20 protein-coding genes and 1 tRNA gene are annotated in these 24,770 nt (G+C 34.8%); 6 read left to right on the top strand and 15 right to left on the bottom strand.

All coding sequences use genetic code 11. The features are described 5' to 3' along the window. Positions 1–129 precede the first annotated feature (129 nt). Entirely contained in the window at positions 130–852 is a 723-nt protein-coding gene (locus ABN099_RS16270) for a UDP-2,3-diacylglucosamine diphosphatase (RefSeq protein WP_349465259.1), read from the bottom strand. A gap of 13 nt (positions 853–865) precedes the next feature. Then, positions 866–1,360, bottom strand: coding sequence for a peptidylprolyl isomerase B (gene ppiB / locus ABN099_RS16265; protein WP_349465257.1), 495 nt, complete (start codon positions 1,358–1,360; stop codon positions 866–868). Between the two features lie 412 nt (positions 1,361–1,772). On the opposite strand from ppiB, the gene cysS reads away from it, so the two are divergent. Next, entirely contained in the window at positions 1,773–3,164 is a 1,392-nt protein-coding gene (gene cysS, locus ABN099_RS16260; protein WP_349465255.1) for a cysteine--tRNA ligase, read from the top strand. A 94-nt stretch (positions 3,165–3,258) separates the two neighbouring features. Here cysS and ABN099_RS16255 read toward each other — a convergent pair whose 3' ends face one another. From ABN099_RS16255 to folD, 4 genes are all read right to left on the bottom strand, one after another. Beyond that, positions 3,259–3,702 carry a hypothetical protein gene (locus tag ABN099_RS16255; protein WP_349465253.1) on the bottom strand — a complete coding sequence of 148 codons (444 nt, stop codon included), beginning with the start codon at positions 3,700–3,702 and terminating at the stop codon, positions 3,259–3,261. Between the two features lie 236 nt (positions 3,703–3,938). Continuing rightward, a complete protein-coding gene (gene fruK, locus ABN099_RS16250) occupies positions 3,939–4,880 on the bottom strand; it encodes a 1-phosphofructokinase (RefSeq protein ID WP_349465251.1) in 942 nt (313 codons plus the stop codon). A 653-nt stretch (positions 4,881–5,533) separates the two neighbouring features. Further along, the gene (gene ybcJ, locus ABN099_RS16245; protein WP_349465249.1) at positions 5,534–5,746 is read right to left on the bottom strand and encodes a ribosome-associated protein YbcJ; all 213 of its coding nucleotides are present in this window, start codon (positions 5,744–5,746) and stop codon (positions 5,534–5,536) included. A 3-nt stretch (positions 5,747–5,749) separates the two neighbouring features. After that, positions 5,750–6,622: a bifunctional methylenetetrahydrofolate dehydrogenase/methenyltetrahydrofolate cyclohydrolase FolD gene (gene folD / locus ABN099_RS16240; protein WP_349465248.1), complete on the bottom strand. Its 873-nt coding sequence runs from the start codon at positions 6,620–6,622 to the stop codon at positions 5,750–5,752. A 188-nt stretch (positions 6,623–6,810) separates the two neighbouring features. Here folD and ABN099_RS16235 point away from each other — a divergent pair. From ABN099_RS16235 to ABN099_RS16220, 4 genes are all read left to right on the top strand, one after another. Next, positions 6,811–6,887, top strand: a tRNA-Arg gene (locus ABN099_RS16235). A 461-nt stretch (positions 6,888–7,348) separates the two neighbouring features. Further along, on the top strand, positions 7,349–7,675 hold the full coding sequence (locus ABN099_RS16230; RefSeq protein ID WP_349465246.1) for a hypothetical protein: 327 nt from the start codon (positions 7,349–7,351) through the stop codon (positions 7,673–7,675). Between the two features lie 559 nt (positions 7,676–8,234). Then, positions 8,235–9,650: an NAD(P)/FAD-dependent oxidoreductase gene (locus ABN099_RS16225; protein ID WP_349465244.1), complete on the top strand. Its 1,416-nt coding sequence runs from the start codon at positions 8,235–8,237 to the stop codon at positions 9,648–9,650. Positions 9,651–9,964: 314 nt separating this feature from the next. After that, on the top strand, positions 9,965–10,492 hold the full coding sequence (locus tag ABN099_RS16220; protein WP_349465242.1) for a hypothetical protein: 528 nt from the start codon (positions 9,965–9,967) through the stop codon (positions 10,490–10,492). Positions 10,493–10,581: 89 nt separating this feature from the next. Here ABN099_RS16220 and ABN099_RS16215 read toward each other — a convergent pair whose 3' ends face one another. The 9 genes from ABN099_RS16215 to ABN099_RS16175 form a co-directional block, all read right to left on the bottom strand. Further along, positions 10,582–11,319 (bottom strand): ankyrin repeat domain-containing protein, encoded by a 738-nt coding sequence (locus tag ABN099_RS16215; protein WP_349465240.1) that lies wholly within the window; start codon positions 11,317–11,319, stop codon positions 10,582–10,584. A 318-nt stretch (positions 11,320–11,637) separates the two neighbouring features. Continuing rightward, positions 11,638–13,800 carry a glycoside hydrolase family 3 N-terminal domain-containing protein gene (locus tag ABN099_RS16210; RefSeq protein WP_349465238.1) on the bottom strand — a complete coding sequence of 721 codons (2,163 nt, stop codon included), beginning with the start codon at positions 13,798–13,800 and terminating at the stop codon, positions 11,638–11,640. Positions 13,801–13,834: 34 nt separating this feature from the next. Further along, the gene (locus ABN099_RS16205) at positions 13,835–14,347 is read right to left on the bottom strand and encodes a hypothetical protein (protein WP_349465236.1); all 513 of its coding nucleotides are present in this window, start codon (positions 14,345–14,347) and stop codon (positions 13,835–13,837) included. Between the two features lie 2 nt (positions 14,348–14,349). Next, positions 14,350–15,168 carry a carbohydrate ABC transporter permease gene (locus tag ABN099_RS16200; protein ID WP_349465234.1) on the bottom strand — a complete coding sequence of 273 codons (819 nt, stop codon included), beginning with the start codon at positions 15,166–15,168 and terminating at the stop codon, positions 14,350–14,352. Next, the gene (locus ABN099_RS16195; RefSeq protein ID WP_349465232.1) at positions 15,168–16,049 is read right to left on the bottom strand and encodes a carbohydrate ABC transporter permease; all 882 of its coding nucleotides are present in this window, start codon (positions 16,047–16,049) and stop codon (positions 15,168–15,170) included. Before ABN099_RS16195 ends, ABN099_RS16200 begins: the two co-directional genes overlap by 1 nt. Positions 16,050–16,176: 127 nt before the next feature. Beyond that, positions 16,177–17,421: an extracellular solute-binding protein gene (locus tag ABN099_RS16190; RefSeq protein ID WP_349465230.1), complete on the bottom strand. Its 1,245-nt coding sequence runs from the start codon at positions 17,419–17,421 to the stop codon at positions 16,177–16,179. Positions 17,422–17,451: 30 nt separating this feature from the next. Further along, complete coding sequence (locus tag ABN099_RS16185) at positions 17,452–18,438, bottom strand: LacI family DNA-binding transcriptional regulator (protein WP_349465228.1); 987 nt, start codon at positions 18,436–18,438, stop codon at positions 17,452–17,454. Between the two features lie 100 nt (positions 18,439–18,538). Continuing rightward, positions 18,539–21,901: a GH36-type glycosyl hydrolase domain-containing protein gene (locus tag ABN099_RS16180; protein ID WP_349465226.1), complete on the bottom strand. Its 3,363-nt coding sequence runs from the start codon at positions 21,899–21,901 to the stop codon at positions 18,539–18,541. Positions 21,902–21,920: 19 nt separating this feature from the next. Beyond that, complete coding sequence (locus tag ABN099_RS16175) at positions 21,921–23,036, bottom strand: ABC transporter ATP-binding protein (protein WP_349465224.1); 1,116 nt, start codon at positions 23,034–23,036, stop codon at positions 21,921–21,923. Between the two features lie 316 nt (positions 23,037–23,352). Here ABN099_RS16175 and ABN099_RS16170 point away from each other — a divergent pair, with 316 nt between their 5' ends. Next, positions 23,353–24,732, top strand: a complete 1,380-nt coding sequence (locus ABN099_RS16170) for a glucoamylase family protein (protein ID WP_349465222.1) — start codon at positions 23,353–23,355, stop codon at positions 24,730–24,732. Positions 24,733–24,770: the final 38 nt, after the last annotated feature.

Genomic DNA, 24,770 nt, shown 5'->3' with positions numbered 1-24,770 from the left:
AACTGCTCCTGTAAGCATAAACAGAGATAGCCTGATAAACAGAGAGTGATAGTATCACGCTAATACGTCAAGGAAAACGTTTGCGTAAAGAAAAAGATAGCTTTTTATCGTGAAAATTACCGTTGTAATTTAAAAAGGAAATGATATCAGTTCGATATTTTCAGCTGTCACTTTAAACATTGAGCCTTCGGTGTGCCATGCACCTAATACACCGCGATAATGTATTTTTCTATCAACTTCGACAGTATGAATAGCGGGGCGATGGGTATGACCGTGGATCATCCATTGAGCATCAAAATGATTAAAAGTATCAATAACGGCTTGCGGATTAACATCCATAATCGCTTCAGATTTATAGCGATTAGCGTGTTGACTGCGTGATCGCATTTTATCTGCAATACGAAGCCGAATAAAAAGAGGTAGGAGTAAAAATAGGCGTTGAATAAGCTTATTATGGACTTTTTTGCGATAACGTTGATAAGCTTCATCGTCAGTACAAAGGGTATCACCATGTAAAATTAAGATACGATGCTGATAAATCTCAAGCACTTTCTCTTGTGGTAATATTGTTATACCGCTCTCTTTAGCAAAGCGTGAGCCAATGAGGAAATCACGATTACCATGAATAAAGTAGCAGGGAACACCCGCTTGTTTTAACTTCATCAATGCCTGAGTAATCTGTTGATGTAATGGATTCGGATCATCATCGCCTATCCAAAAATCAAAAAAATCACCCAAAATATACAGTGCATCAGCATAAATTGCTTGCTGTTGTAAAAAGCGAAGAAAACCGGCAGTAATTGCCGGTTCATGTTCACTTAAATGTAGGTCTGCGATAAACAGCGTAGACATAAAAAGTGACTGCTTATTCGCTAACAGTAACGCTGTTAATTACGATATCTTCACGAGGAACATCTTGGTGTGAACCGCTGCGACCTGTAGATACTGCTTTGATTTTATCAACCACATCCATACCTTCAACAACTTCTGCGAATACACAGTATCCCCAGCCATTTGCGTTTTCAGCACGGAAGTTTAAGAAATCGTTATCTGCGACGTTGATAAAAAATTGTGCAGTTGCAGAGTGTGGATCGTTAGTACGAGCCATTGCCAATGTACCGCGGTTATTTGCTAGGCCATTGTTTGCTTCGTTTTTAACGGGTGCTTTGGTCGCTTTTTGGTTCATACCAGGTTCAAAACCACCACCTTGGATCATAAATCCATTGATAACGCGGTGGAAAATAGTGTTATCGTAGAATCCTTCTTTACAGTAGTCTAAAAAATTCTCTACGGTTGCAGGTGCTTTATCTGCAAATGTATTAATCACGATATCGCCGTAATTGGTATGAAAAGTAACCATATTTAGATCCTAATATTATTTTAGCTTTACCCAGATTTGGGCAGAAACAAATGTCCTTTTTTTTATACCACAGTTACCTTATTTAGTCAGTATTCATCTTTTTTTCGTAGGTATTTTTCGGTTAAATCAGTTCATAAAATAAGAAAAAAACACTTTTAGCCAATTTTTTGGCTAATAAAGCGAAATTAGATTGTTCGCTGTCAACGATTGGGCAGTGAAAATAAGTGCAGAGCAGAGTAATATAACAGTTTGTTAGTCTGAATTACTTTTGTAATTGAGGTTTAAAACCCTTATAAAGGTAATGCTATATTTGTATTTTATCGTCGTAATTACTACTTTTTATTATTACATACGTAATATGCGTAATAGACATGTAATAAACACGTACAGTTGAAAACGGGAACGTCCTCTGATGCTAAAGATTTTTAATACTCTCACTCGCCAAAAAGAAGAATTTAAACCTATCCATGCAGGGAAAATAGGTATGTACGTGTGTGGCATCACTATTTATGACTTATGTCACATTGGTCATGGACGTACATTTGTGGCGTTTGATGCCATCACCCGTTATCTGCGCTTTTTAGGATACGATGTTAATTATGTCCGTAACGTTACGGATGTTGATGACAAAATCATTAAACGTGCCATTGAAAACAGTGAAACCTGTGATCAACTCACAACGCGTATGTTAGCTGAAATGCACAAAGATTTTGATGCGCTGAATATTGCACGCCCAGATTCTGAGCCACGTGCAACGCATCATATTGCTGAAATTATTGCGTTAACTGAAAAACTTATTGAACGTAATCATGCCTATGTTGCTGATAATGGCGATGTAATGTTTGCTATCGATACCGATGTTGATTATGGCTTACTTTCTCGTCAAGATCTGGAGCAGTTGCAAGCGGGGGCTCGGGTAGAAGTTGCCAATGCAAAGCGTAATCCAATGGATTTCGTATTATGGAAAATGTCTAAACCAGGAGAACCAAGTTGGGAATCTCCGTGGGGTGCAGGACGTCCGGGGTGGCATATTGAGTGTTCAGCAATGAATGGTAAAGAGTTAGGTCATCATTTTGATATTCATGGCGGTGGTTCTGATTTAATGTTCCCACACCATGAGAACGAAATAGCGCAATCAACCTGTGCTCATGATGGTCCTTATGTTAATTACTGGATGCACTCAGGCATGGTGATGGTAGACAAAGAAAAAATGTCTAAATCACTCAATAACTTTTTTACTATTCGTGATGTATTAGCCTATTACGATGCTGAAACTGTTCGTTATTTCTTGTTATCTGGTCATTATCGTAGTCAGCTTAATTACACGGAAGAGAACTTAAAGCAAGCACGTACAGCATTAGAGCGTTTATATACCGCATTACGTGGTACCGATAGCAATGCACAACCTGCTGGTGGTGAAGCATTTGAAGCTCAATTTATTGCTGCTATGAATGACGATTTCAATACACCAGAAGCTTACTCTGTACTGTTTGATACCGCTCGTGAGCTTAATCGCTTAAAAGCGGTAGATATGAATGCTGCCAATGGATTAGCTGCTGTATTACGTAAACTTGCGAAAGTGCTTGGTTTATTAGAACAAGAACCTGAGCACTTCCTGCAAAGTGGTGCTAAAGCAGAAAGCGCTGATGAAGTGGAAAAAATTGAAGCGTTAATTCAGCAACGTAATGATGCACGTAAAAATAAAGAGTGGGCAGCAGCAGATGTTGCACGGGATGCATTAACAGCGATGGGAATTGTATTAGAAGATGGTCCACAAGGAACAACGTGGCGTCGTAATAACTAATATTATTCTTAAACGCTAAGTTAGCGTTGATAGCAATAGACTAAATAAAAATATCGGATATAAATTATCCGATATTTTTTGTCCATTATTTAACTCAATGACTAATAATACTGGTTTCTTTTTCATTATCTTTTTGTTTATCCTGAAAATAATTAATTACTTTTTCAGAGAAAAAAAGCCGATGAGTTAATATTACAATAATGGAAAAAATAACAAAGCTTACCTCAGACATATTACTTAGTGACATCGAAAAGCTGAGTATAAAAAAGAGATAAATAGATAGGCAGACCCATGATATCTTTAAAAAAGAGTAGGCATTTCTACTATTTTTGGCGAGTTTTATCCATGCTATCACTTGCATTATCATTATAATAATTAGACAGAGCATAATGAATAAACCCAGTAGTATCACATTACCGCCACCCATCGCCATTGCTAATAAATAGATAGGTGCACCTGCGACTAATACCACTAAACTTATACCTAAACATAATACTGAAATAACTTGGATCCATAAAAGTACTATGGGCCTTTCCATATTTTCTCCTAAAAACAAAACAAGTTTTTATCAGCGTTAGAATATCATTGTTAAATTCTTTTAAAGTGAAGCTTATCTAATAAATAGAAAAAACAAAGATTTGATTAATAACAAACATTAATTAATCAATATAAGAGACTCTATTTTAGCGTTGTTTTGAAATTATATTGGTATATTTAACTAGGAATAGTGGTAGCTCTACTTATATTATTAGATGTACCACTTATTGTTATTATTTATAATTTAAGGGGGGTTAATTCAACTTCCGTCATCATTTTTGCTAATTGCTCTCGGTCACTAATACCAACATTGGTTTGACTAACAGCAAGCGCAGAAACAGCAGTGGCAAGACGTAATGTATGTTCACTCGTTTGACGCATCATTAAGCCATAAATAAGCCCGCCGACCATCGAATCACCAGCACCCACTGTACTAACGACATCACATTTAGGTGGCTTTGCCATCCATGCACCGGACGCATTTACCCACATTGCTCCTTGCTCACCCAATGAGATAACGACATGAGCAATACCTTGTTGGCGCAATGCTTGTGCTGCTTGTACGATATCTGAAAGCTCAGGTAAAGGTTTCCCTGCCCAAATCTCTAACTCATGGTGATTAGGTTTTACTAACCAAGGTGAAGCTTTTAGTCCTGCAACAAAAGCATCTCGGCTACTGTCGAAAATGATACACATACATTCACTGCGTAGTTTTGTCATCCATGCAGTAAAATCGTTTAAATCAATGCTGGGTGGCACACTACCACTCACACAGATCATATCAAATTGACCTGCCCAACTCAGTGAGTCATTAACGAATTTATTCCAATCTTGTTTGGTGATATCAAAACCTGAAAAATTAAAATCTGTCACTTTGCCACTTGGCTCAGTCAGTTTTACATTTATACGTGTACGGCCTTCAACCATTTGAAATCGATTTGCAATGCCAGATTCACTAAACGCTTTTTGAAAACCATCTTGGTTCTCTTTACCCAAAAAACCACCTACGGTGACATCAACGCCTAAGCTTTTTAAAACCTTAGCAACATTGATACCTTTACCCGCAGCATGAAAACCCGCTGTTTTAACGCGGTTAACTTCACCCAGCTCGATAGGCGTACTTAATCCCACTAAATCATAAGCAGGGTTGAGGGTAATCGTTGCGACTCTGCGTCTCATGCTAATTTCTTACCCTAAGCAATAGTGCAGGTGGCATTTTTTTCTCTGTAATAAGAGAAAAAAAATCACCTTGAATAGGTTGGTTAAGCATAAGATCTCCTGTTAGATAAACCATCAAATAATGCATAAATAGCGTAAAATTACACGTTAAATAATACCACTAGGCTGAATCGTTTCAAATAATAAGATACAATTTAGTACAAACTATGTTCTTTTGCCTATCTAAAGTAAGAAAAAATTAGATCTAAATCACGTTTTAGCACTTTAAATCAATAATAAACAAGTGAAAATAGTCATCAAGATATTGTTAATTAAGTTTTAAATTATTTGTAATAGTTCTTATTTAATATATAAAACAATACGTTATGTTTTATATCAACATACTATATTGTTGAAATAATAAATGTATTCGTTTAAAGATGATAGATTATAACCATAAATGATGTTTAAAAAGATGATTTAAATTAGATAATCTCAATTTTAAATTCATAAAAACATTGAAATTCAAATTGTTATCTTGTTTTTTATTTTAAATAAAAAAAACTAGAACAGTAAAACCACTAAAAAAGCAGTATAGAGAGGAAAAAAGCGTTAAAAACAAAAAAAGCGTCACTTAAAAAGTAACGCTTGAGAGAAAACAACCAAATTGCTGATTATTTGCTGACGACGGCTGAAAATTCACCGAATGTGACGGTTTTGCCCGCGACAATCTTACAGCGTTTACGTGTTTCTACTGCGCCATCTACGCTGACATGACCTTCAGCAATAAGATTTTTTGCAGCAGCACCGCTTTCAGTCCAGCCTTGAAGTTTTAATAAATCACATAGCTCGACGTAGTCGTGCCCATCTAATTGAAATTTTTCCATTGATTAATAATTACCTGTTTCAGGATCATGATACTCTTCGCATGCTTGCAAAGTGTTTTGAATAAGCGTTGCTACTGTCATTGGGCCTACGCCACCAGGAACAGGTGAAATCCAGCCTGCGCGCGCTGAAGCTTGTGCAAAATCGACATCACCCGTTACTTTACCATTTTCAAGACGATTAATACCTACATCAATAACAATAGCACCCGGTTTTATCCATTCTCCAGGAATAAAATTAGGTTTACCTACGGCAACAATCAATAAATCGGCGTGTTCAACATGAAAACGCAAATCTTTGGTAAATCGATGGGTCACCGTTGTTGTGCAGCCTGAAAGTAATAATTCTAAGCTCATTGGGCGACCAACAATATTTGATGCACCAACAATAACAGCATTTAAACCATATAAATTGATATTGCAACGTTCTAATAACGTGACTATGCCACGAGGTGTACAAGGGCGTAATTTAGGCGCGCGTTGGCATAAACGACCAATATTATAAGGATGAAAACCATCAACGTCTTTATCAGGGTGGATGCGTTCTAATACTTTAACGTTATCGATACCAGCAGGAAGAGGAAGCTGAACTAAGATGCCATCAATCGTGTCATCGTTATTAAGTTGATCGATAAGGTTTAATAAATCGGCTTCACTGGTGGTATCGGGTAAATCATAAGAACGAGAGACAAAACCGACTTCATCACAAGCACGTCGTTTACTTGCCACATAAATCTGTGATGCAGGGTTATCACCCACTAAAACAACAGCTAAACCAGGAGCACGTTTGCCGGCATCAAGACGCTGTTTTACTTTTTCTGCAACTTCACTTCTAATGGTCTGCGCAATCGATTTCCCATCTATAATTCTTGCTGACATCTGTACATCCAAATTATCTAATTACGGTATGTCCCTATTTTGTCAGATCAAGAGCAATCTGTCAGTCGCTTCCTTACCATATTTTAACCACATAGATTGATTTTGTTGAAAAAGCGTTGACTCTCAGAATGTTGAACGTATAATTCACACCCGTTATCAGTACAAACGATGACGCCTATCTTTTCTAGGCGCCCTTAGCTCAGTTGGATAGAGCAACGGCCTTCTAAGCCGTAGGTCACAGGTTCGAATCCTGTAGGGCGTACCATTATTAAGTATTTCTAAGTTTGCCACTATTTATAAAATCAACCCGCATAAATTTTCATTGTGTCTCAAGAGCAAGTTATATTTATTAAAACCTACAACTATGCAGATGCTTTAGAAGATTGCGCTAATATTGTTCATGGTAATTATTTTAAATATTAACTCAGATAACATTTCTGTTATTCGCTTTTAGGTAACCATTAAAGGCACTTTATTTGTCGATTACTTAATTAGATGTTTTTTAAAAAATAGATGAAGTGTTTTATAATTTAAACCTACAATTATCATACTATTAAATGTTTATTTAAGGCCGCAAATCCTAATGGTATAAATAGGATATTATCCCATTCTAATACAGTTTATATTCGGATACTTATTTTAATTAAATACTCAGATAGCAAAATTGAAAATTCTAAAAAATAAACTACGATTAATTTTTGTATTTTATAAAAAGAAGGAATAAATATGCGGTCTACTATAGAAAAAGATGTATACACACCCTATTTTGCTAGTCAAATCGCGGTGTTAGCTGTTTTTTATGCTCTAATTGTTTTTTGTGCCATTATGTTGGCTAATCAAAGTGGGGATGATGTACAAAGTATCAAAGGCTTTTCTTTAATTATTGTAGCCGTTTTATCTTATTTATTTGTAATAAATAGAGTGGGTATATTAGTTACTATCATATTAAATAGTAAAAGTTTTTCTAAAAAAGATAAAGTGATTCGAACACTAGAGTTATGTTTAATAATCCTGGCAGTATTTATAACTCCATTTTATACATTTGCTAATTAGAAATTTATTTTGTTAAATGTATCGCCAAAGCTTAAGTTTTGGCGATTATTATTTTAAATAATAGGAATTACATAGTTTTTATTATAAACAGAAAACACTGAAAATATATTTTTGCATATGAGTCTTCAAGATATAAGAAGTCGCTCTAAGATTTTCCATTGAAATTAATATTTTTTATTATCAGAATTAAAACCGTCCGTGAATCCAAAAATCACCGTCATGATTCAAATCTTGTATTTTTTTAACACATCCTCTTTTCTCCTCCCTTAAAGAATAATAACAGTGAAATATTTTGATATATAAATTATTTATTAATTTAATCATTAGGTTTTTATACTTATCTGTTGGTGAGAAATATCAATAAACTCAGTTTTTTGACAGTAGAAACTTATTATTTATTTTTTTTATGAAATCTGAAGCCATTAAAAGAGGAGTGTAGTCATTAAAGAAAAATGGTAACGGTAATTTACTATTGGTTTACAAATGGTTCACAAAGGGAATAAAATAACGTTATAGTTAAAATGTTAATTATTCACCGCATGAAAGGAACCTTTTTAAAATGGCAATAACCAGAAGAAAATTTATTATTGGTGGAACAGTTGTTGCTGTTGCTGCTGGCGCCGGTATTTTAACGCCAATGTTAACTCGTGAAGGACGCTTTGTTCCCGGCACACCAAGACATGGTTTTGTTGAAGGAACGGAAGGTGCATTACCAAAACAGTCTGATGTAGTGGTTATTGGTGCTGGTATTTTAGGAATAATGACAGCAATTAATTTGGTTGAGCGTGGTTTATCTGTAACTATCGTCGAAAAAGGTAATATTGCAGGTGAACAATCATCCCGCTTTTATGGTCAAGCGATAAGTTACAAAATGCCTGATGAAACCTTCTTGCTTCATCATCTCGGAAAACATCGCTGGCGTGAAATGAATGCCAAAGTGGGTATTGATACAACTTATCGTACACAAGGTCGTGTTGAAGTTCCTCTTGATGAAGAAGATTTAGTCAACGTAAGAAAATGGATTGATACAAGAAGCAAAAATGTTGGCTCCGATATTCCATTTAAAACAAGAATTATTGAAGGTGCTGAATTAAATCAACGTCTTCGTGGTGCGACCACCGATTGGAAAATTGCGGGTTTTGAAGAAGATTCTGGTAGCTTCGATCCTGAAGTCGCAACGTTTGTGATGGCGGAATACGCTAAAAAAATAGGCGTTAAAATCTACACCCAATGCGCAGCAAGAGGATTAGAAACTCAAGCGGGTGTTATCTCTGATGTGGTAACAGAAAAGGGTGCTATTAAAACCGCTCAAGTTGTTGTTGCTGGCGGTGTATGGTCTAGACTCTTTATGCAAAATTTAAATGTTGATGTTCCAACATTGCCTGCTTATCAGTCGCAACAACTTATTAGCGCTGCTCCTAATGCCCCAGGTGGAAACGTTGCTTTACCGGGGGGGATTTTCTTCCGTGAGCAAGCTGACGGCACCTATGCAACCTCTCCTCGCGTTATTGTTGCTCCTGTGGTGAAAGAGTCCTTTACTTATGGTTATAAATATCTGCCATTATTAGCTCTGCCTGATTTCCCAGTACATATTTCTCTTAACGAACAGTTAATTAATTCATTTATGCAATCGACTCATTGGAAGCTAAATGAAGTATCTCCATTCGAGCAATATAGAAATATGACGGCATTGCCTGATCTTCCTGAATTAAATGCGTCGCTAGAAAAATTAAAAGCTGAATTCCCAGCATTTAAAGAATCGACGTTAATTGATCAGTGGAGTGGTGCAATGGCTATCGCACCAGATGAAAACCCAATTATTTCAGAAGTTAAAGAGTATCCTGGTTTAGTAATTAATACGGCAACAGGCTGGGGAATGACAGAAAGCCCAGTATCTGCAGAACTTACCGCCGATCTATTACTTGGCAAAACGCCTATTTTAGATCCAAAACCATTTAGTCTGTATAGATTCTAATCGTCGTTTTTATATGGGAGCCCTCTTATTAGAGGGCTTTTTTATTAGCTAATAAAAAACAGTAGCATTAAGAATTGGTTATAAATCATAGTGTTATTAGGTTTATTTTTACTAATAGTTAATTAAATTTATTTTATTTATAGATATTCTTTATTTGATGATTAATTTTTAAGTTTTATTTAACATATAGATAATTAAGAAAAAACTTGTTTTTTTCTTGCTTTATTTAAGTTATATCTGATTCATATTTTGGGATTGTTTAGTTTAATCATATTAATTAATATTCAATCATAATTTGATGAATGGAAAATATAATGAAGAAGATATTGATAGCAAGTACGATGCTGATTATGGCATCGAGTGCATTTGCAGCCGCAGAGCAGGAATCTAGCGCAATTAAAGAGGGTGTTAAAGTATTTACATCAAGTATTACTACAGCAAGTAAAGATGCGCTATCTGGGATAAAAGATGGTGTTGATGAAGGTCGTAAGTCTGGTAGTAGTGTTGATGGTGCAGTTATTATTTATGATAAAGATAATCTTAGTAAATACACAACAATCAAAACACTCTCTATTGAACCTGTTGGCGAAAATCGTCATTTAGTAACACTCGCTGTAAAAAATACTTCTGATTCACTTATTCGCTTAACTAATCTTAATGAAAAAATGAACCTCTATGTTTTAGATGGTGATGACTTTGTTGCTTATTTAGCAACCCCTCATGAAGATATCAGTATTCCGGCGAAAACAGCCACAAAGTTACGATTAGAATTTAAAGATACTGAAAGCGAGCCAGTAAAAATGAGACTTTATGAATATGAATTTGAACTAAAGAAAAAATAAAGACTTTTTTCTGAAAATAAATAATAAAACCCCAAATTTATAGACTAAATTTGGGGACGTAAATCGTTTAAAGTAAATATTTTTAATATTTACTTACAAGATGGTTTACCCGTTCTATGGTTAACGGCACCATTTCTGATTAATAAATTTTGCATCTCTTTAAAATTATTTTCGCATGCATAAGTTAACGCACTTTGGTCATAAGAAAATAAAGAGGGATCTTTTATCGTGGTAGAAAGATTGACATCTACGCCTTGCGATAAAAGATATTTCACCGTATTAATACGATTATAACTAGCCGCAACCATTAGTAATGTTTCGCCATCATTATCTAAATTTTGATCATTTAAATTAATATCATTTTTCATCAAGTTATAAATTTTTTCAACAACTTGTGCATTATTACCCAACACTGCCGCCTTTAATACATTACAAACATCATCTTTATCGTTAGCCCAAAGATTCGCTTTTTGTGAAATTAAATAATCCACCATCTCTTCATCACCAATAAATGCTGCCCACCCTAGCGCAGTTTGTTCTAAGCTTCCGGTGTCTTTAACTTCAATATCTTGTCCATTTCCGATCATTCTTTTTACTTCATCTAAATCACCATGTTTTACGGCATCAAACCATAATGCATTTCTTCCGGTACTTGGCGAAGCATAGAAAATACGTTGTGGTAAGCGTGATTTGTTAGCTAATTCAATCATATCCGAGTAATTTGATTTAAAAGAACGATACTCTTGAGGATTATTTTCGTTAACAACATAAGCTTGTGTGCTGAAAGACATTAATAATAATGAAAGCACAATTTTTCTTATAGACATTTTGATTTCCCTTCAATTTGATTAATCATTATTTCTTATAGTAATTAGTCTAATGAAAATAATATTTATTAGTGTTGGGAGTTGAAACAAAATGTAAAATATATTATTTGTAGTCTTAATAATATTTTTTAAATTAGAGATTGAATTTAATCGTTAAATTTATAGGGAATGGAATTAGAAAGGTTATTGCTCTTATTATTAATCTAAATAAGAGTAAAAAGGAAATGTATGAAATCTTTTTTACTCTTTATTTTATAAAAATAAAATAGATTAGGTACTTATTACTATTGAATTAATAATAAATAATAAGTCTAATAATCAAACTAAGCTAAATATAGCTTTGTTCTCTGTATTGCTATCGTTACCAATATACACAATAATTTCAGATGGCTCAGTAGTAATAACTCCTTCTATATTGAAAAAAGAGAGCTCTTTTGAAGTTAGCGTAAAAGTAACGTCCTTTGCTTCACCCGGCGCTAATGTTATACGTTGAAAACCTTTCAACTCACGTAGTGGACGAGATGTAGATGCAGTACATTGGCGGATATAGCACTGCACAATTTCAATACCAGTGCTTTTTCCTATATTGGAAATCGTCACTGAAACTTGTTGCTGTTTATCTTGTGTAAGCTCAGCATATTTTAATTTTGGCTGACTATAAGAAAATTGTGTATAACTTAAGCCAAAACCAAAGGGATATAACGGAGTATCACTCGTGTCTTTATAAGGCTGATACTCTTGATATGCCCGCATTTTCCCCAATTGCTTACGTCCATAATAAATAGGGATCTGTCCTGTAGTGCGAGGTACAGTAATCGGAAGTTTGCCACTAGGATTAGTATGACCAAATAAAATATTGGCGACACTGTTTCCTGTCTCAGTTCCTAATTGCCAACTCATTAATAACGCATCGCCATAGTGTTCTATCGCTTTTGATGGAATAGGGCGACCAGTACATTGTACAATAATAAGCGGTTTTCCAGTTTCCCCAATGGCATTAATTAGCTCTTCTTGACCTGGTGGTAATTGTAATTGAGCGATATTACGAGCTTCACCAGTACGACGATGACTTTCACCAACACAGAGCACAACAATATCAGCGCGATGAGCACATTCAACCATCTCATCACTAAATTCGCTGTTGTCTGTGATCACATTGCAGTTATTTGCACTATTTTTTATGCCTTGATAAATAGACGTAACATCATCTGCATTGCCATCTAAACACCATGAACCTAAATGTTGACGTTGAGAATGAGCATGTGGACCAATAACGGCAATTGTTTGTTTGTTCGCGGAGTTTATCGGCAATATGTTATTACCGTTTTTCAGCATCACAATGCATTTTTCAGCGAGAGTTTGTGCTCTTTTAATATGTTCAGGGTGACGCAACGCTGTTAAATGTCTACTCTCATCAACGTAAGGATTTTCAAATAATCCACAGCTGAATTTTGCATATAAAATACGATAAACAGCATCATCAATTAATGAGATATCAATTTCTTGATTATCAACTAATTTTTCAAGATGACCTTCATAAGCTTCATTGGTCATTGCCATATCAATGCCAGCATTAAGGGCTTGTTTAGCGGCATCGGTTGCATCTGTTGCAATACCAAAATAAGCTAAATCAGAAATTGAGCCCCAATCACTCACCACGAGCCCATTGAAGTTTTGCTGTGATTTTAACCAATGACGAATAAGCGGTTTTGATGCACTTACTGGCGTACCACCAAGATCACAAAAACCTGTCATGATAGAGCCGACACCAGCTTCAATTGCCGCGGCAAAAGGAGGCAAATGCACATTATGTAGTGTGTTTTGAGAAAGCTCCGTCGTATCGTAATCTCGTCCACCTTCAACGGCGGCATAACCCACAAAATGCTTAGCACAAGCTAATAGTGAATCAGGTTGACTAACATCAGTGCCTTGAAAACCGGTAACCACTGCTTTAGCGAATTGACTTGTTAAATAAGGGTCTTCACCAAATGTCTCAATGACTCGTCCCCAGCGTGGATCACGGGCAATATCAAGCATAGGGGCAAAAGTCCAGTGGATACCAAGAGACGACGCTTCACGTGCAATATCACGATAAGCTTCAGATACACAATTAGGATCCCATGATGCCGCTTGTGCTAAAGGAATAGGCAATACGGTTGCTTGCCCATAAATAACATCACGAGCAAAAATAATCGGAATACCTAAGCGACTCTCTTCTACCGCAACTCGTTGAATTTGGTTTAATTCTACTGGGTCTATAATTTCGGCTGGTGCATTACCCGCCCATGCTGTATCTGCTAATATACGTGAACCACATTTCCCTTGGCGTATTAAGTCATAATATTTTTCTTGGTGTTGTTTAAACTCTAGCATTGGATCCATGCAAAGTTGTCCAACTTTTTCTGTTAATGACATCTGAGTTAATAAATTAGTAATACGAGCAGAAATTGGCTGTGTGGGATCTCGGTAAAGATTATTCATCGCCGTCTCCATTTAATAGTCAAAGAAATATAAATTACTCAGTTGATTGGCAACCGTTTATTAATAATGGTGATCCTTGCCATTTATAAGCAGGAAATGCTTCACTTAAAAGTTGTGTCATTTCATTTTCACCTTCTTTATCATTATTATTTTTATAACGATATAACAAACATGTCGCAGCTTCTGGAATATAGCGAATATCAATTTCTATATAGGTGTAAATAAAATCTTTTAATTCATTATTACTTGATTTCTTTAATATAGACTGACTTCTTTCAAGGGCTTTATCATAAAAACTAGGATAAAAGACAAATAATCCATTTTGCCATGCTTCAATCACTTTTTGATAACCACCAAAATAATCATCTTCAGGATAGAGTTCGATTTTATTAATGCCTTTTAATGCCAAGATATAATTGCCTTGTTCATATTGTTGCTCTGCAAAATCATAATAAAGTTTTGATTTTTGATAAACACTATACCAGCCCGTAAAATAGGCAATAAAAACAAGAGTAATTAATATGATAAAGCTATTTCTTCCACTCATAATTATTTCACTCCAATTCCTGTAAAGGCTTTAATAAAATTACGTTGCAGAAAGAAAAAGATGAAAACAACAGGAACTGCAATCATGGTTGTCATTGCCCATAACTGTTCAAGATTTTCAGTCGGAACATCATTAACAAATTTAAAAAGTGCAAGTTGTAATGTCATTAATGAGTCATCACGAACATAAAGCAGTGGTCCCATAAAATCATTCCATGCACCCATAAATGTTAATATCGCTACGGTTGCTAATGCAGGGCGGATCATTGGTAAAACAATTTTAAAGAAAATAGTGATTTCACCTGCACCATCAATCCGTGCAGCTTCTATATAAGCGTTATCCACTTGTTTTAAAAACTGAACGAGTAAGAATATATTATAGGCACTTATCATTCCTGGCACGATAAGAGCTTGAAATGTATTAATCCAGTCCCAAGAGTAAAGCATCATATAAGTTGGGATAGTAAATAAAATCGCAGGCACCATCATTGAGGTTAAAATTAGCTTTAACCAAAACTCTTTACCGGGTAAGTTCATTTTAATAATGGCATAAGCGACCATTGATGAAAGAAGCGTATTAGAAACCGTTACGGTAAGAGCAATAAATAAGGTATTAAAAAATATACGTCCTAAATTTAAACTTTTAAATGCTTCAATATAACCATTAAAAGAGAACTCTGTTGGTAATGCATTTGGGGTGTTAATTATCTCACTTCCTGATTTAAATGAGTTCATTATCATAAAGAAGAAAGGATAAAGTACCACTAAGCTCGCTATAATAAGTAAGCTATAAATAATAAGATTTCTTTTATTAAAACGCATTATCTATGCTCCTTATCTTGAGTTAATTTTAACTGCAACATGGTGAAGATATAGATAATTGTTGCTAGTAATAAGCCTATTGTTGATGCCATACCCATTTTTACATCAGAAAACCCTGTCTTATATAGATACAGCACTGGTGTTAAGGCTGAATTATAAGGTCCACCAGATAAATCAAAATTCATTAAGACTTCCACAAACATCTGCATGCCGTTAATAATATTAATGGTCATAACAAAAATAATTTGTGGCTTTAACAAGGGTAAGGTGATGCTCCACATTTTTCTTAACCATGATGCACCATCAATATCTGCAGCTTCATAAAGAGAGCGATTAATACTCGCTATACCACCAAGAAAAATAATCATTTGAATACCAAACCATTTCCATGTGCTAAAAACAGCAATCATTGGCATAGGTAACCATTCATCAAATTTCCAAAATATAGGTGCATTAATAATATTCCAATCAAGCATTAAACTTTGTACAGGACCCGTTGGACTTGAAATAAAATTGAAAATTATCATTGCTACTGTGATGGAAGTTATCACAGGGATAAACATAATAGTTCGAAAAACACCACCAAAATGAGTAACTTCATGAAGTAGCAGTGCCATTCCCATGGCAATAACAAACGTTAGAAAAACAAAAATAACTTGATTGAAAATAACGTTGAATATCGATTTCAAAAATAGACCATCTGTTGAAACATCCACCCAGTTTTTTATTCCAACAAACTGAGTATTTTCTGGCGTTAATACATTGATATCAAGAAAGCTATTTTGGAAAGATAAGAAAAATGGATATAAAATAAAAACAACAAAATAGATTATCCAGGGAAACAGAAATAGGTATCCCACTAAAATATTTTTGTTTTTCATGTCGATTCCTTAGAAAAACATTAAGTTATTAGTATTGTGTTATTTAAGTTACACAAATAAAGCTGGTTTATTTAATATTCATGCCGTTTTTTAGCTTGAATATTGCTATTTATTTAAATAGCAGTTTCTATTTTTCGTTTAATATTTTACGTGCAGCATGAGCAGATTCACTAACTGCCTGTTCTGGCGTTAATTCATTTTTTAATACAGCTCTGGCATAGTTTGATAAAAGAATATCTGCAATATCAGTCACTTTTGCATGCGGTTCACTTAATAATGCACTGTCTAGTTGCTTAACAAAAGGCTTTGCTTCATCGCTTTGAAAATACTCATGATTTTTTAATGATTTTAACGTTGGTAGCTGACCTAATTCAATATTTGCTTTTAAATTAATATCATCACGCATTAATAAGTTAATTAGATCCCAACTTAAGTTTTCTTTCTCTGATGTGTTTTTAAAAATCATAATCGCTCTACCATCAAGAATAGAATAATGTGTATCCCCTTTTTTCATTACTGGGATAGGTGCGATACCAACATCATCACCAATAACCATTGGTTTTCCTGCAGCAGTTGTTAATGATGCTTTCCAACCAAAACCAAATTGTAGCCACATACCAATATTGCGTGAAAAAAAGCTTTTTTCCATTGTTGGAGGTGCATATTTTTGAGCGCGTTGCATTAATGAAATAAATTCAGTCATATGTGCTTGCGGTTTATCAAAAATAACATCGGTGCCATATTTATTGAGTAACTGGTAATTACCTTGATTTACGTTGTAATAAATAGGGGCGAGTAAGTTCCAATACCAACTGCCAAATGACAATACATCATTCCAAAATACGGTACCGTAAACTTTATTGCCATCTTTCCTGGCGGGTAGCGCTGAAATTTTTTCTGCGGCAATAAGAAACTCATCCCAAGTCTCTGGTGGTGAATTGGGATCTAACCCAGCTTCAATAAATAGTGCTTTATTATAAATCATCATCTGAGTGGTCGCATTCCAAGGAATATAATAAGTACGACCAAAATTTTGATGTAGGAAATGACTATCAATACGATTTATTAACGCACTAAAGTCATCAAATTTATCTAAATAAGCCAGCTTTCCTAATTTTGCTAAATGCGCAGGTTGATAGCCATAAACACCAATATAAATGTTTGGGTTATCACCAGCTGCCATACGAGTATCGAGTTGTTCATCGTTAGATACAACAAGTTCGACATTAGGGTGTTGCTTTTTAAATTCAGGAACAACAGTATTACGAATAAAAGAAACATAATTTCCACTAGGAACCATGATTTCTAATCTTTCCGCTGCAATAGTCGAAAAAGAGAATAGTGCAGCCGTAATTAAACAAACTAGTTTCATAAACTATTATCCTGATGATATTAAAATAAATTAAAGTGTTTCACGTTCTATTAATTCAGTAGGAAGAAAGGTTACTTCATCAATATCTGTTTCTTCTTTAATTGCTTTTAATAAAAGCTTTGCTGAAATAACACCCATTTCATATTTATGGTGATCTATTGTTGTTAGCGCTGGCGTTAATATGCTTGATGCATAAATATTATCAAAACCAACAATCTTTAATTGTTCAGGAATTTGAATATTATGTTCTTTTGCCGCCCTCAAAATACCAATAGCCATTTCATCATTGGCGGAAAAAATTGCAGAAGGCATTTTGCCGGCTTCAATTAATGCACTCATTTTTTGGTAAGCATCAACTTCAGTAAAGTTTGAGTGAATAATGAGATCGGGATTTAAAGGAATACGGTTATAGCCTAATGCTGCAATAAAGCCATCTAAGCGTTTTTGATTATCGTAAGAACCTTCAGGACCACTAAAGAAGGTAATATCGGTAGCACCAGAATTGACTAACGCATTAACAGCTTTAAATGCACCACCAAAGTTATCTATCAATACGCTGTAGATATGGGGACTTTTTAATTCTCTATCTAATACGACTACAGGTAAGTTTTCAGATGCGATAGATTTTATAAACTCATCATCAAATGAGCTAGATAAAATAATCGCACCATCAACAATACGTTCTCGTAAATATTTATGAGCGGTTGATTGTTCACCACCATAAAGGCTACATGCGACTAAATCATATTGCTCACTGTGTGTTTGTTCTTGAATACCACGTACTAATTCGCTGTATATAGGACCAAACCAAGAGTTAAAAAAGAGACCGATAGCACCACTACGCTTAGTTTTGAGCATTTTTGCATTGCTATTGGCAATGTAATTCATCTCTTTTGCAATTTTGAGTACATATTGGCGTGTTTTTTCAGTAATCTTCGGACTACCATTTATCGCGTAAGACACGGTAGAGATTGATACATTTGCTCTTTTAGCCACATCTTTTATGGTAACACTCATCTTCATCCCTCAAAAAATAAACACACAATACGTAAATATACCATTTAGTAGGCTCTTACGATGAGTAGCAAGAGCCAAATTCTAAGCTTTATGTTGATATTTATAGATAAATATCGAGTGTATTGTTATTCAATAAATAAGCCATTACATCCGACTTTTTGATTAAAACGCCGCCTGTACGATAAGGGTTATTTTGCAATGTAAAATCCAGTGTTTGATTATTAAGCATGACACGCTTAGGTGTATATTCACCCTCATTAGGATAAATATTAATCACAATCGATTTTCCATAAAGTTGAAAGTTAAGGCTAATATCGCCAAAATCTTTACTAATAACCGGATCTAGCAGCAAATCACCAAATTCATAACGAAGACCTAAAACATTAGAGATAATTTGGTTAATATAAATACCTGGTCCACTCGAATAGATACGCCAACCACCTTTTGCTGCAACTTTACCTGTTTTTAATTGCTCAAAATTATCATAGGCTTGATAGCGGTCGTTAAATTTTGCATCAGAACTAGAGAAATAGCTATTTGCTTGGCGCAGTTCAGCATTAGGTACACTCTCTTTTATACCCACCGGGGAGATTTTAAAGAGGTTCTCAAATAACTCTTTTGCCATTCCCATCTTACAAAGTGCTTCAATAAAGCGGATATGAGCATGACAATATTGTAATCCAACTTCACGACCTAAATTTGCAGCTAGCTCTGCGCGTTTAAAATAGCTTTGGCGACCCGCTTTATATTGTGCTGTTTTATCCATAAGACGAACACCATCAGGATAAAGCAGATTATCGAGAATAATCTTTATATGTTTCTCTGCCATTTCTTTATCAAATGATTCAGAAATAATTGAACGATTAGCAGGTAATAAACGATATTTTATATTTGTTTTAACATCTGACGGATGTAATAAATACTCAACATCATTTTGATTGAAATGAATAAAACCGCTGATAACACCATCTTTAATTAGGTATTTATGATAGTCGGCTTCCATCTTAATAAAGAGATCATTAATTTTTGTCAGCAAATCTGCAAATAAAGGTTGATTCACTAATGCCTTCATCAATAACTTAAATGTTTGTAATGTCAGCGGAATAGTCCAGCCACTCACCATATTTTTACGTAACGAATGGTTTGCAGGCTGAAGGGTATCATCCCAATCACCATCACCATAACTAGAAAGATGAGTACCTGGAACTAAATGTTCAATAACATGCTCAAGCTGACGATAAATATGCTGTAACAGTGTCTCTTTTTCAGTTGTAAAAGCAAATTTGTTGGTAATGCTTGTATAAGGTAATTCGGTATTAAGAATATCTGTATTATTTGTTGCTAATAGATAATCTGCTAATGCTTTTAACGGCCAAATAACAACATCACCATGAGACTCTTGCTGTTGAACGTGAGCATAGTTATCAAACATAAACCATTGTGGCCAATTACCCGTTTCTAAATATTGGTGGCTATACATTTCACATAAAATACGTTCAACATGTTGATAGCGACCTAATGACATAAAGAATTCAATAGGACCTTGTGATACATCACGTGTTCCCCAAGCCGCACCTGATGGCTGTTCAAGCCCATGCGGTGAACTGTAGTGAACCAGTGCATTATGTGTAAACCAATGTAATGTATGATTTAATTTTTTTGCATGCTTTGGTTTCTGCGAAAAATCAATAGAAAAATTATTCAATAATTCATCTTGCTGATTTTCATAATTTACCACTTCAGATGCAAAAGTTAACCACTTACCTAATGTATTAACTTGGTTATTTTTGCCACCAAAAACAATACTGGCTTGGTTATGAATTTTACCTTTAAGCATCAGGTATTGAACAGAATCAGTTTCAACATCACTATATTGTTCAATATCAGTAAATTCTGGGCTATAGGTTAAGCTAAATATTGGCGCATTAGGATTATTTGCACTTGTAATCAGTATACTATTTTCTTTATTGGGCTGTGAAACCTGAATAATAGACTCTTCTTCTTGATTACCCATAATCAATGGATGACTGACAATAACATCTATTGCTTGAGCAAAATTATGAAGTTTAATATCAAGTTGAATAATAGGATTATCATGGCTAGCAAAGGCTAAGACTTCAATAATTCCTTCTGGTAATTTATAAATCCAACGAGAAAAGTTAAATCCAACTTCATATGCAGAAGGCATGGCAAGTAAATGGTATTGATTATTTAATTTAACTTGAATGCGTTGACCACTGCTTTTAAAGAAGTTTAAAAAATTACGATTAGTACCCAGTAATTTATTAAATGAAGTGTTTCCTAGTGTGAGATGTGAATTAAAAACACCATAAATATAGTGAGTTGAGTTCATAATTGAATTGTTAAAATTAAGGTTATTACCTGATGAGATAATATGCCCTGTTGCTCGCTCTTGATAATGCTCTTTATCGGCTAGCGTAATATAATGACGCCCCTCTTTTTGGAAGAAAGAGAGTAATTCACCATGTTCGTTTTCTTCAAAGCTTCGTTCTCCAGGAAATAAACTATCTAACTCTTGAGATGTGAGCTTATAACCTGATAATGGCTGAATATCGAATATAACTTCTGTTTTTTCACTGATTTTTACTGCGCTATCAACGTCTGGTTTGTCATAGTTATCGGTAATTTTTTTTATGCTAATAGGTTGTTCAATATTAGCTTCAGGTTGATTAGCAACATAATAACCATAGAATACTTGGTCAGACTCTTCTTGTGGTTCAAGTGTTACAGGCTTTAGTTGTAAGGCAATAAACGCCATTTCATACTGATAGTTCTCATTAGCTAATACTAGCTCTTTTGTTATGATTGGCTGATGAGTAAATTTAGACTGCTTACCAAAAAACTGATAGCCATCAGTAGAATAAGCCACAACAGGAGAGAAACTTCCTAACTGTAAGAGTGGGTTACCACTACTTTGAGGTAAGTTTTGGCGTGAAGAGGTAATATACCCGTAATTTTCTATATTAAATACTTTATGATCAAGATATTGGCTGCAATATGATTCATTGGTTTTTGTTGCACCGCTATCGGATAACGAGAGATCTTGCCCATAAATGAGATCAAAATTAAGTGGTTTATTACTGATGTTTTTTACATTAACAGAATAATAATAAATATTTGCAGGATCGTCTGACAAAGAGAGGGTAACCGAGGCAAGGAAATTCTCAGTTTCAATATGCCAAGTTATATTTCCTTGTTCGCTTTTACTTAATTGAGTTTTAGCATGACTCGTTAAAAGAGGCGTAGTAGAAATAATATGGTTGTCGCTCAATTCACGAAGATAGATATTACTGATGGCAGTATCTAATCTTGGTGTCTCAAATAGGTTGAGCATGATATTACCCGCCATAATATTTTTAAGCATTTGGCCTGGCATAAAATTAAATGTGAGCTGTGCGTTTTTTTTACTATAGACCACATTATTAACTGGCTTAATTGTCATGTTACTCATCCTAAAAATACTAAGTGTAAAAAATATTCTGTTCGTTCTCTTTATCGAAGAGATGGCATTTATCCATATTAAAATGGAAACTACAGTTTTTTGTTTTATCTATTTCTATTTCTGGATTAGGGCGTTTGCAAATAACTTCATTATCAGCCAAGTGAAAATAGATAAATTCATCTGAGCCCATCGCATCAACACGAAGAATAGATGTTGATAAACAGTTATTATCAAGTTTATCAATAACTCTAATATCCTCAGGTCTAATGCCTAAATAGATCTCTTTATTAAGATACGCTTTCGCTTTTTCTTGTTTATCTGTTGGTAAAGAGAAGATATTTCCATCACATTGAATCGCTAGCTGATCATGATGTTGAATAACTTGCCCTGAAATAATATTCATTGGTGGAGAGCCAATAAATTCCGCGACAAATTTGTTTTTGGGATGGTGGTAAACGTTTAAAGGATGATCGACTTGCATAATACGGCCTTTGCGTAAAATGCAGACGCGTTCTCCCATTGTCATCGCTTCTATTTGGTCGTGAGTAACATAAATCATGGTTGCAGGTTTGCCTGCTTCACGAAGTTGTTGATGCAATTTACTTATTCGTAATCGCATAGAAACCCTGAGTTTAGCATCGAGGTTTGATAGTGGTTCATCAAAAAGAAATACCGCAGGTTTTCTTACCATTGCCCTGCCTAATGCGACGCGTTGGCACTGTCCGCCTGACATCTCTTTAGGTTTACGCTTTAAAAGCTCGGTTATTTCAAGTAATTCGGCTGCTTCAGAAACGCGTTTGGTTATCTCTTCTTTCGATTTTTTAGAAACGCGCAAACCAAAAGACATATTTTCATAGGCTGTCATATGCGGATAAAGTGCATAGTTTTGAAAAACCATGGCAATACCACGATCTTTGGGCGGCATATCATTACAGATATTATCTGCAATACGTAGCTCCCCTGAAGATATAGCTTCAAGTCCTGCGATCATTCTCAGCATGGTGGATTTAGCACAACCAGATGGACCAACGATGACCATAAATTCACCGTCTTTGATATCCAAATTAATATCATGAAGCACATGTGTACCATTTGGATAGATTTTATTGACGTTGGTTAATGTGACGCCTGCCATCACTACACTCCGCATTTCATTGAAACGTTTCTATAGATTATGAATGCTTAATAAATCCTGTCAACAGTAATTTATTTGATCAATTTAATTCGAGATCCTTATCACATTAAGATGTTTTAATTTGTGTAATTTATTGATTTTATTGGTTTTATTTTTTGTGGTATATTTTTTCAGCCTAAAGTAGTTTAAAAATACACTACTCGTCACATTTTAGCTAAATGATAATAAATTGACTTGACCAAGGGTTATTAGTGAGATGATTATAGAAACGTTTCTACGATTTGATAATTAGTTTTCGCTTAGAAGGCAAAATGATATGACTAAGAATGGTTCGATGCTTCTCGCTTCCCTATTGCTGGCTTTTAGCACGCAATCTTTAGCCAATAATGTTGTTATTAATGAAATCAAAGTTGCTGAACATTTATACCCAGCGGGTTTTGAAGAAGAATTTCAAAATAATCTCAACTTTTTCCGAGATGGTGTCGGTGTCGATAAATATGTCAAAGTACCTTACGACACCATAAGAATTGAAGGTAATCGTGTTGTACCAGGATATTATACTAATACGACAGAAGTTGGTTTATATCTCAATGTGTTAACTCAGTCGGCTAAAGCTGGAAATCAGGATGCGGTAGAGAGAATCAAAGAGACATTGACCACTATGGAACAAGCCCCTAAATGGAAGGGTTTGTTTTATTGGCCTTATGATATTCGTGATAATAAATTAGTTAAAAATCCAGATGAAATTGTGCCAGCCGTTGATAATGGTAACTTTTCGTTTGCATTGATGGCAGTGGCAGGGGCTTTTTTAAACTCGCCAGATCCTGATAAACAAGAAATTGTAAAACGAGTTCAAGCTATTCTTGATGGGCAAAGAGAAGGTTGGGTGGCGCTATATGATGAAAATAAAGGGTTAATGTCGTCTGGTTGGTCAACAAAAAATAATGCGTTTTTAGGTTATTACCTTGATAGAAAAGGGAATGAAAGCCGCGCTGCTGTTATTTGGGCTATTTTAGATACCAAAGATTTAGGTGCTAATTCTATTCCTGAAAGTGCATTCCATAAAATGGAACTCTATACCCAGCATTATAAAATTAACGATAAAATTTATAATCCATTGCTAACTTGGGATGGTGCTTATTTCCAAATGATGATGCCGCAAATTTGGCTAAATGAAAAAGAACTAATGCCAGATTATAAGATTGTTGAAGACCATACATTAATCCAAAAAATCTATGGTGCTAAACATGGTATTCCAATGGTTTCATCATCAGCTCGAATTGATAATGGTTATCACTCCTTTGGTGTTCCTGCGCTTTCAGAAAGTAAAGTGCGGTTTAATAATGTGATTGAGGATGGTAATACCGGTACTCCTCATGCTATTGCATTATCTTATATTGTTGATCCTGACGGTGCCATTAGTGCTCTGAAAAAACTCAAGCAAGTTTATCCTCATATTCAATCCCCTTATGGATGGTATGACGCTGTTGATAATAAAGGCAATATGACTCAAAACATTTTATCACTTGATGTTGGTATGTTTGTCACTGCCATTATGTCGAAAGAAATTAATGCTGATGTTAAAACCTATTTAGAAAGTCAGGGACATCTCAAGGATTTAGAAACGCTATATCAAGGCTTTATACCAAATAACTATAAAAATATGAATGTCATCAATAGTTCTTCAATGCAGTAAAACAACATATTTCTGTTCCTAATTCTATCGCTTCTTTG

It is taken from the genome of Proteus hauseri (genome assembly GCF_040139125.1).
Lineage (GTDB): Bacteria > Pseudomonadota > Gammaproteobacteria > Enterobacterales > Enterobacteriaceae > Proteus > Proteus hauseri_B.
The sequence above is the reverse complement of the archived record's forward strand: the minus strand, read 5'-3'. Positions and strand labels throughout refer to the sequence as shown.

Excerpts from the sequence above, each read along its gene's own strand:
- ABN099_RS16270 (WP_349465259.1), bottom strand. The coding sequence starts at position 852 with ATGTCTACGCTGTTTATCGCAGACCTACATTTAAGTGAACATGAACCG.
- ppiB (WP_349465257.1), bottom strand. The coding sequence starts at position 1,360 with ATGGTTACTTTTCATACCAATTACGGCGATATCGTGATTAATACATTT.
- cysS (WP_349465255.1), top strand. The coding sequence starts at position 1,773 with ATGCTAAAGATTTTTAATACTCTCACTCGCCAAAAAGAAGAATTTAAA.
- ABN099_RS16255 (WP_349465253.1), bottom strand. The coding sequence starts at position 3,702 with ATGGAAAGGCCCATAGTACTTTTATGGATCCAAGTTATTTCAGTATTA.
- fruK (WP_349465251.1), bottom strand. The coding sequence starts at position 4,880 with ATGAGACGCAGAGTCGCAACGATTACCCTCAACCCTGCTTATGATTTA.
- ybcJ (WP_349465249.1), bottom strand. The coding sequence starts at position 5,746 with ATGGAAAAATTTCAATTAGATGGGCACGACTACGTCGAGCTATGTGAT.
- folD (WP_349465248.1), bottom strand. The coding sequence starts at position 6,622 with ATGTCAGCAAGAATTATAGATGGGAAATCGATTGCGCAGACCATTAGA.
- ABN099_RS16230 (WP_349465246.1), top strand. The coding sequence starts at position 7,349 with ATGCGGTCTACTATAGAAAAAGATGTATACACACCCTATTTTGCTAGT.
- ABN099_RS16225 (WP_349465244.1), top strand. The coding sequence starts at position 8,235 with ATGGCAATAACCAGAAGAAAATTTATTATTGGTGGAACAGTTGTTGCT.
- ABN099_RS16220 (WP_349465242.1), top strand. The coding sequence starts at position 9,965 with ATGAAGAAGATATTGATAGCAAGTACGATGCTGATTATGGCATCGAGT.
- ABN099_RS16215 (WP_349465240.1), bottom strand. The coding sequence starts at position 11,319 with ATGTCTATAAGAAAAATTGTGCTTTCATTATTATTAATGTCTTTCAGC.
- ABN099_RS16210 (WP_349465238.1), bottom strand. The coding sequence starts at position 13,800 with ATGAATAATCTTTACCGAGATCCCACACAGCCAATTTCTGCTCGTATT.
- ABN099_RS16205 (WP_349465236.1), bottom strand. The coding sequence starts at position 14,347 with ATGAGTGGAAGAAATAGCTTTATCATATTAATTACTCTTGTTTTTATT.
- ABN099_RS16200 (WP_349465234.1), bottom strand. The coding sequence starts at position 15,168 with ATGCGTTTTAATAAAAGAAATCTTATTATTTATAGCTTACTTATTATA.
- ABN099_RS16195 (WP_349465232.1), bottom strand. The coding sequence starts at position 16,049 with ATGAAAAACAAAAATATTTTAGTGGGATACCTATTTCTGTTTCCCTGG.
- ABN099_RS16190 (WP_349465230.1), bottom strand. The coding sequence starts at position 17,421 with ATGAAACTAGTTTGTTTAATTACGGCTGCACTATTCTCTTTTTCGACT.
- ABN099_RS16185 (WP_349465228.1), bottom strand. The coding sequence starts at position 18,438 with ATGAGTGTTACCATAAAAGATGTGGCTAAAAGAGCAAATGTATCAATC.
- ABN099_RS16180 (WP_349465226.1), bottom strand. The coding sequence starts at position 21,901 with ATGACAATTAAGCCAGTTAATAATGTGGTCTATAGTAAAAAAAACGCA.
- ABN099_RS16175 (WP_349465224.1), bottom strand. The coding sequence starts at position 23,036 with ATGGCAGGCGTCACATTAACCAACGTCAATAAAATCTATCCAAATGGT.
- ABN099_RS16170 (WP_349465222.1), top strand. The coding sequence starts at position 23,353 with ATGACTAAGAATGGTTCGATGCTTCTCGCTTCCCTATTGCTGGCTTTT.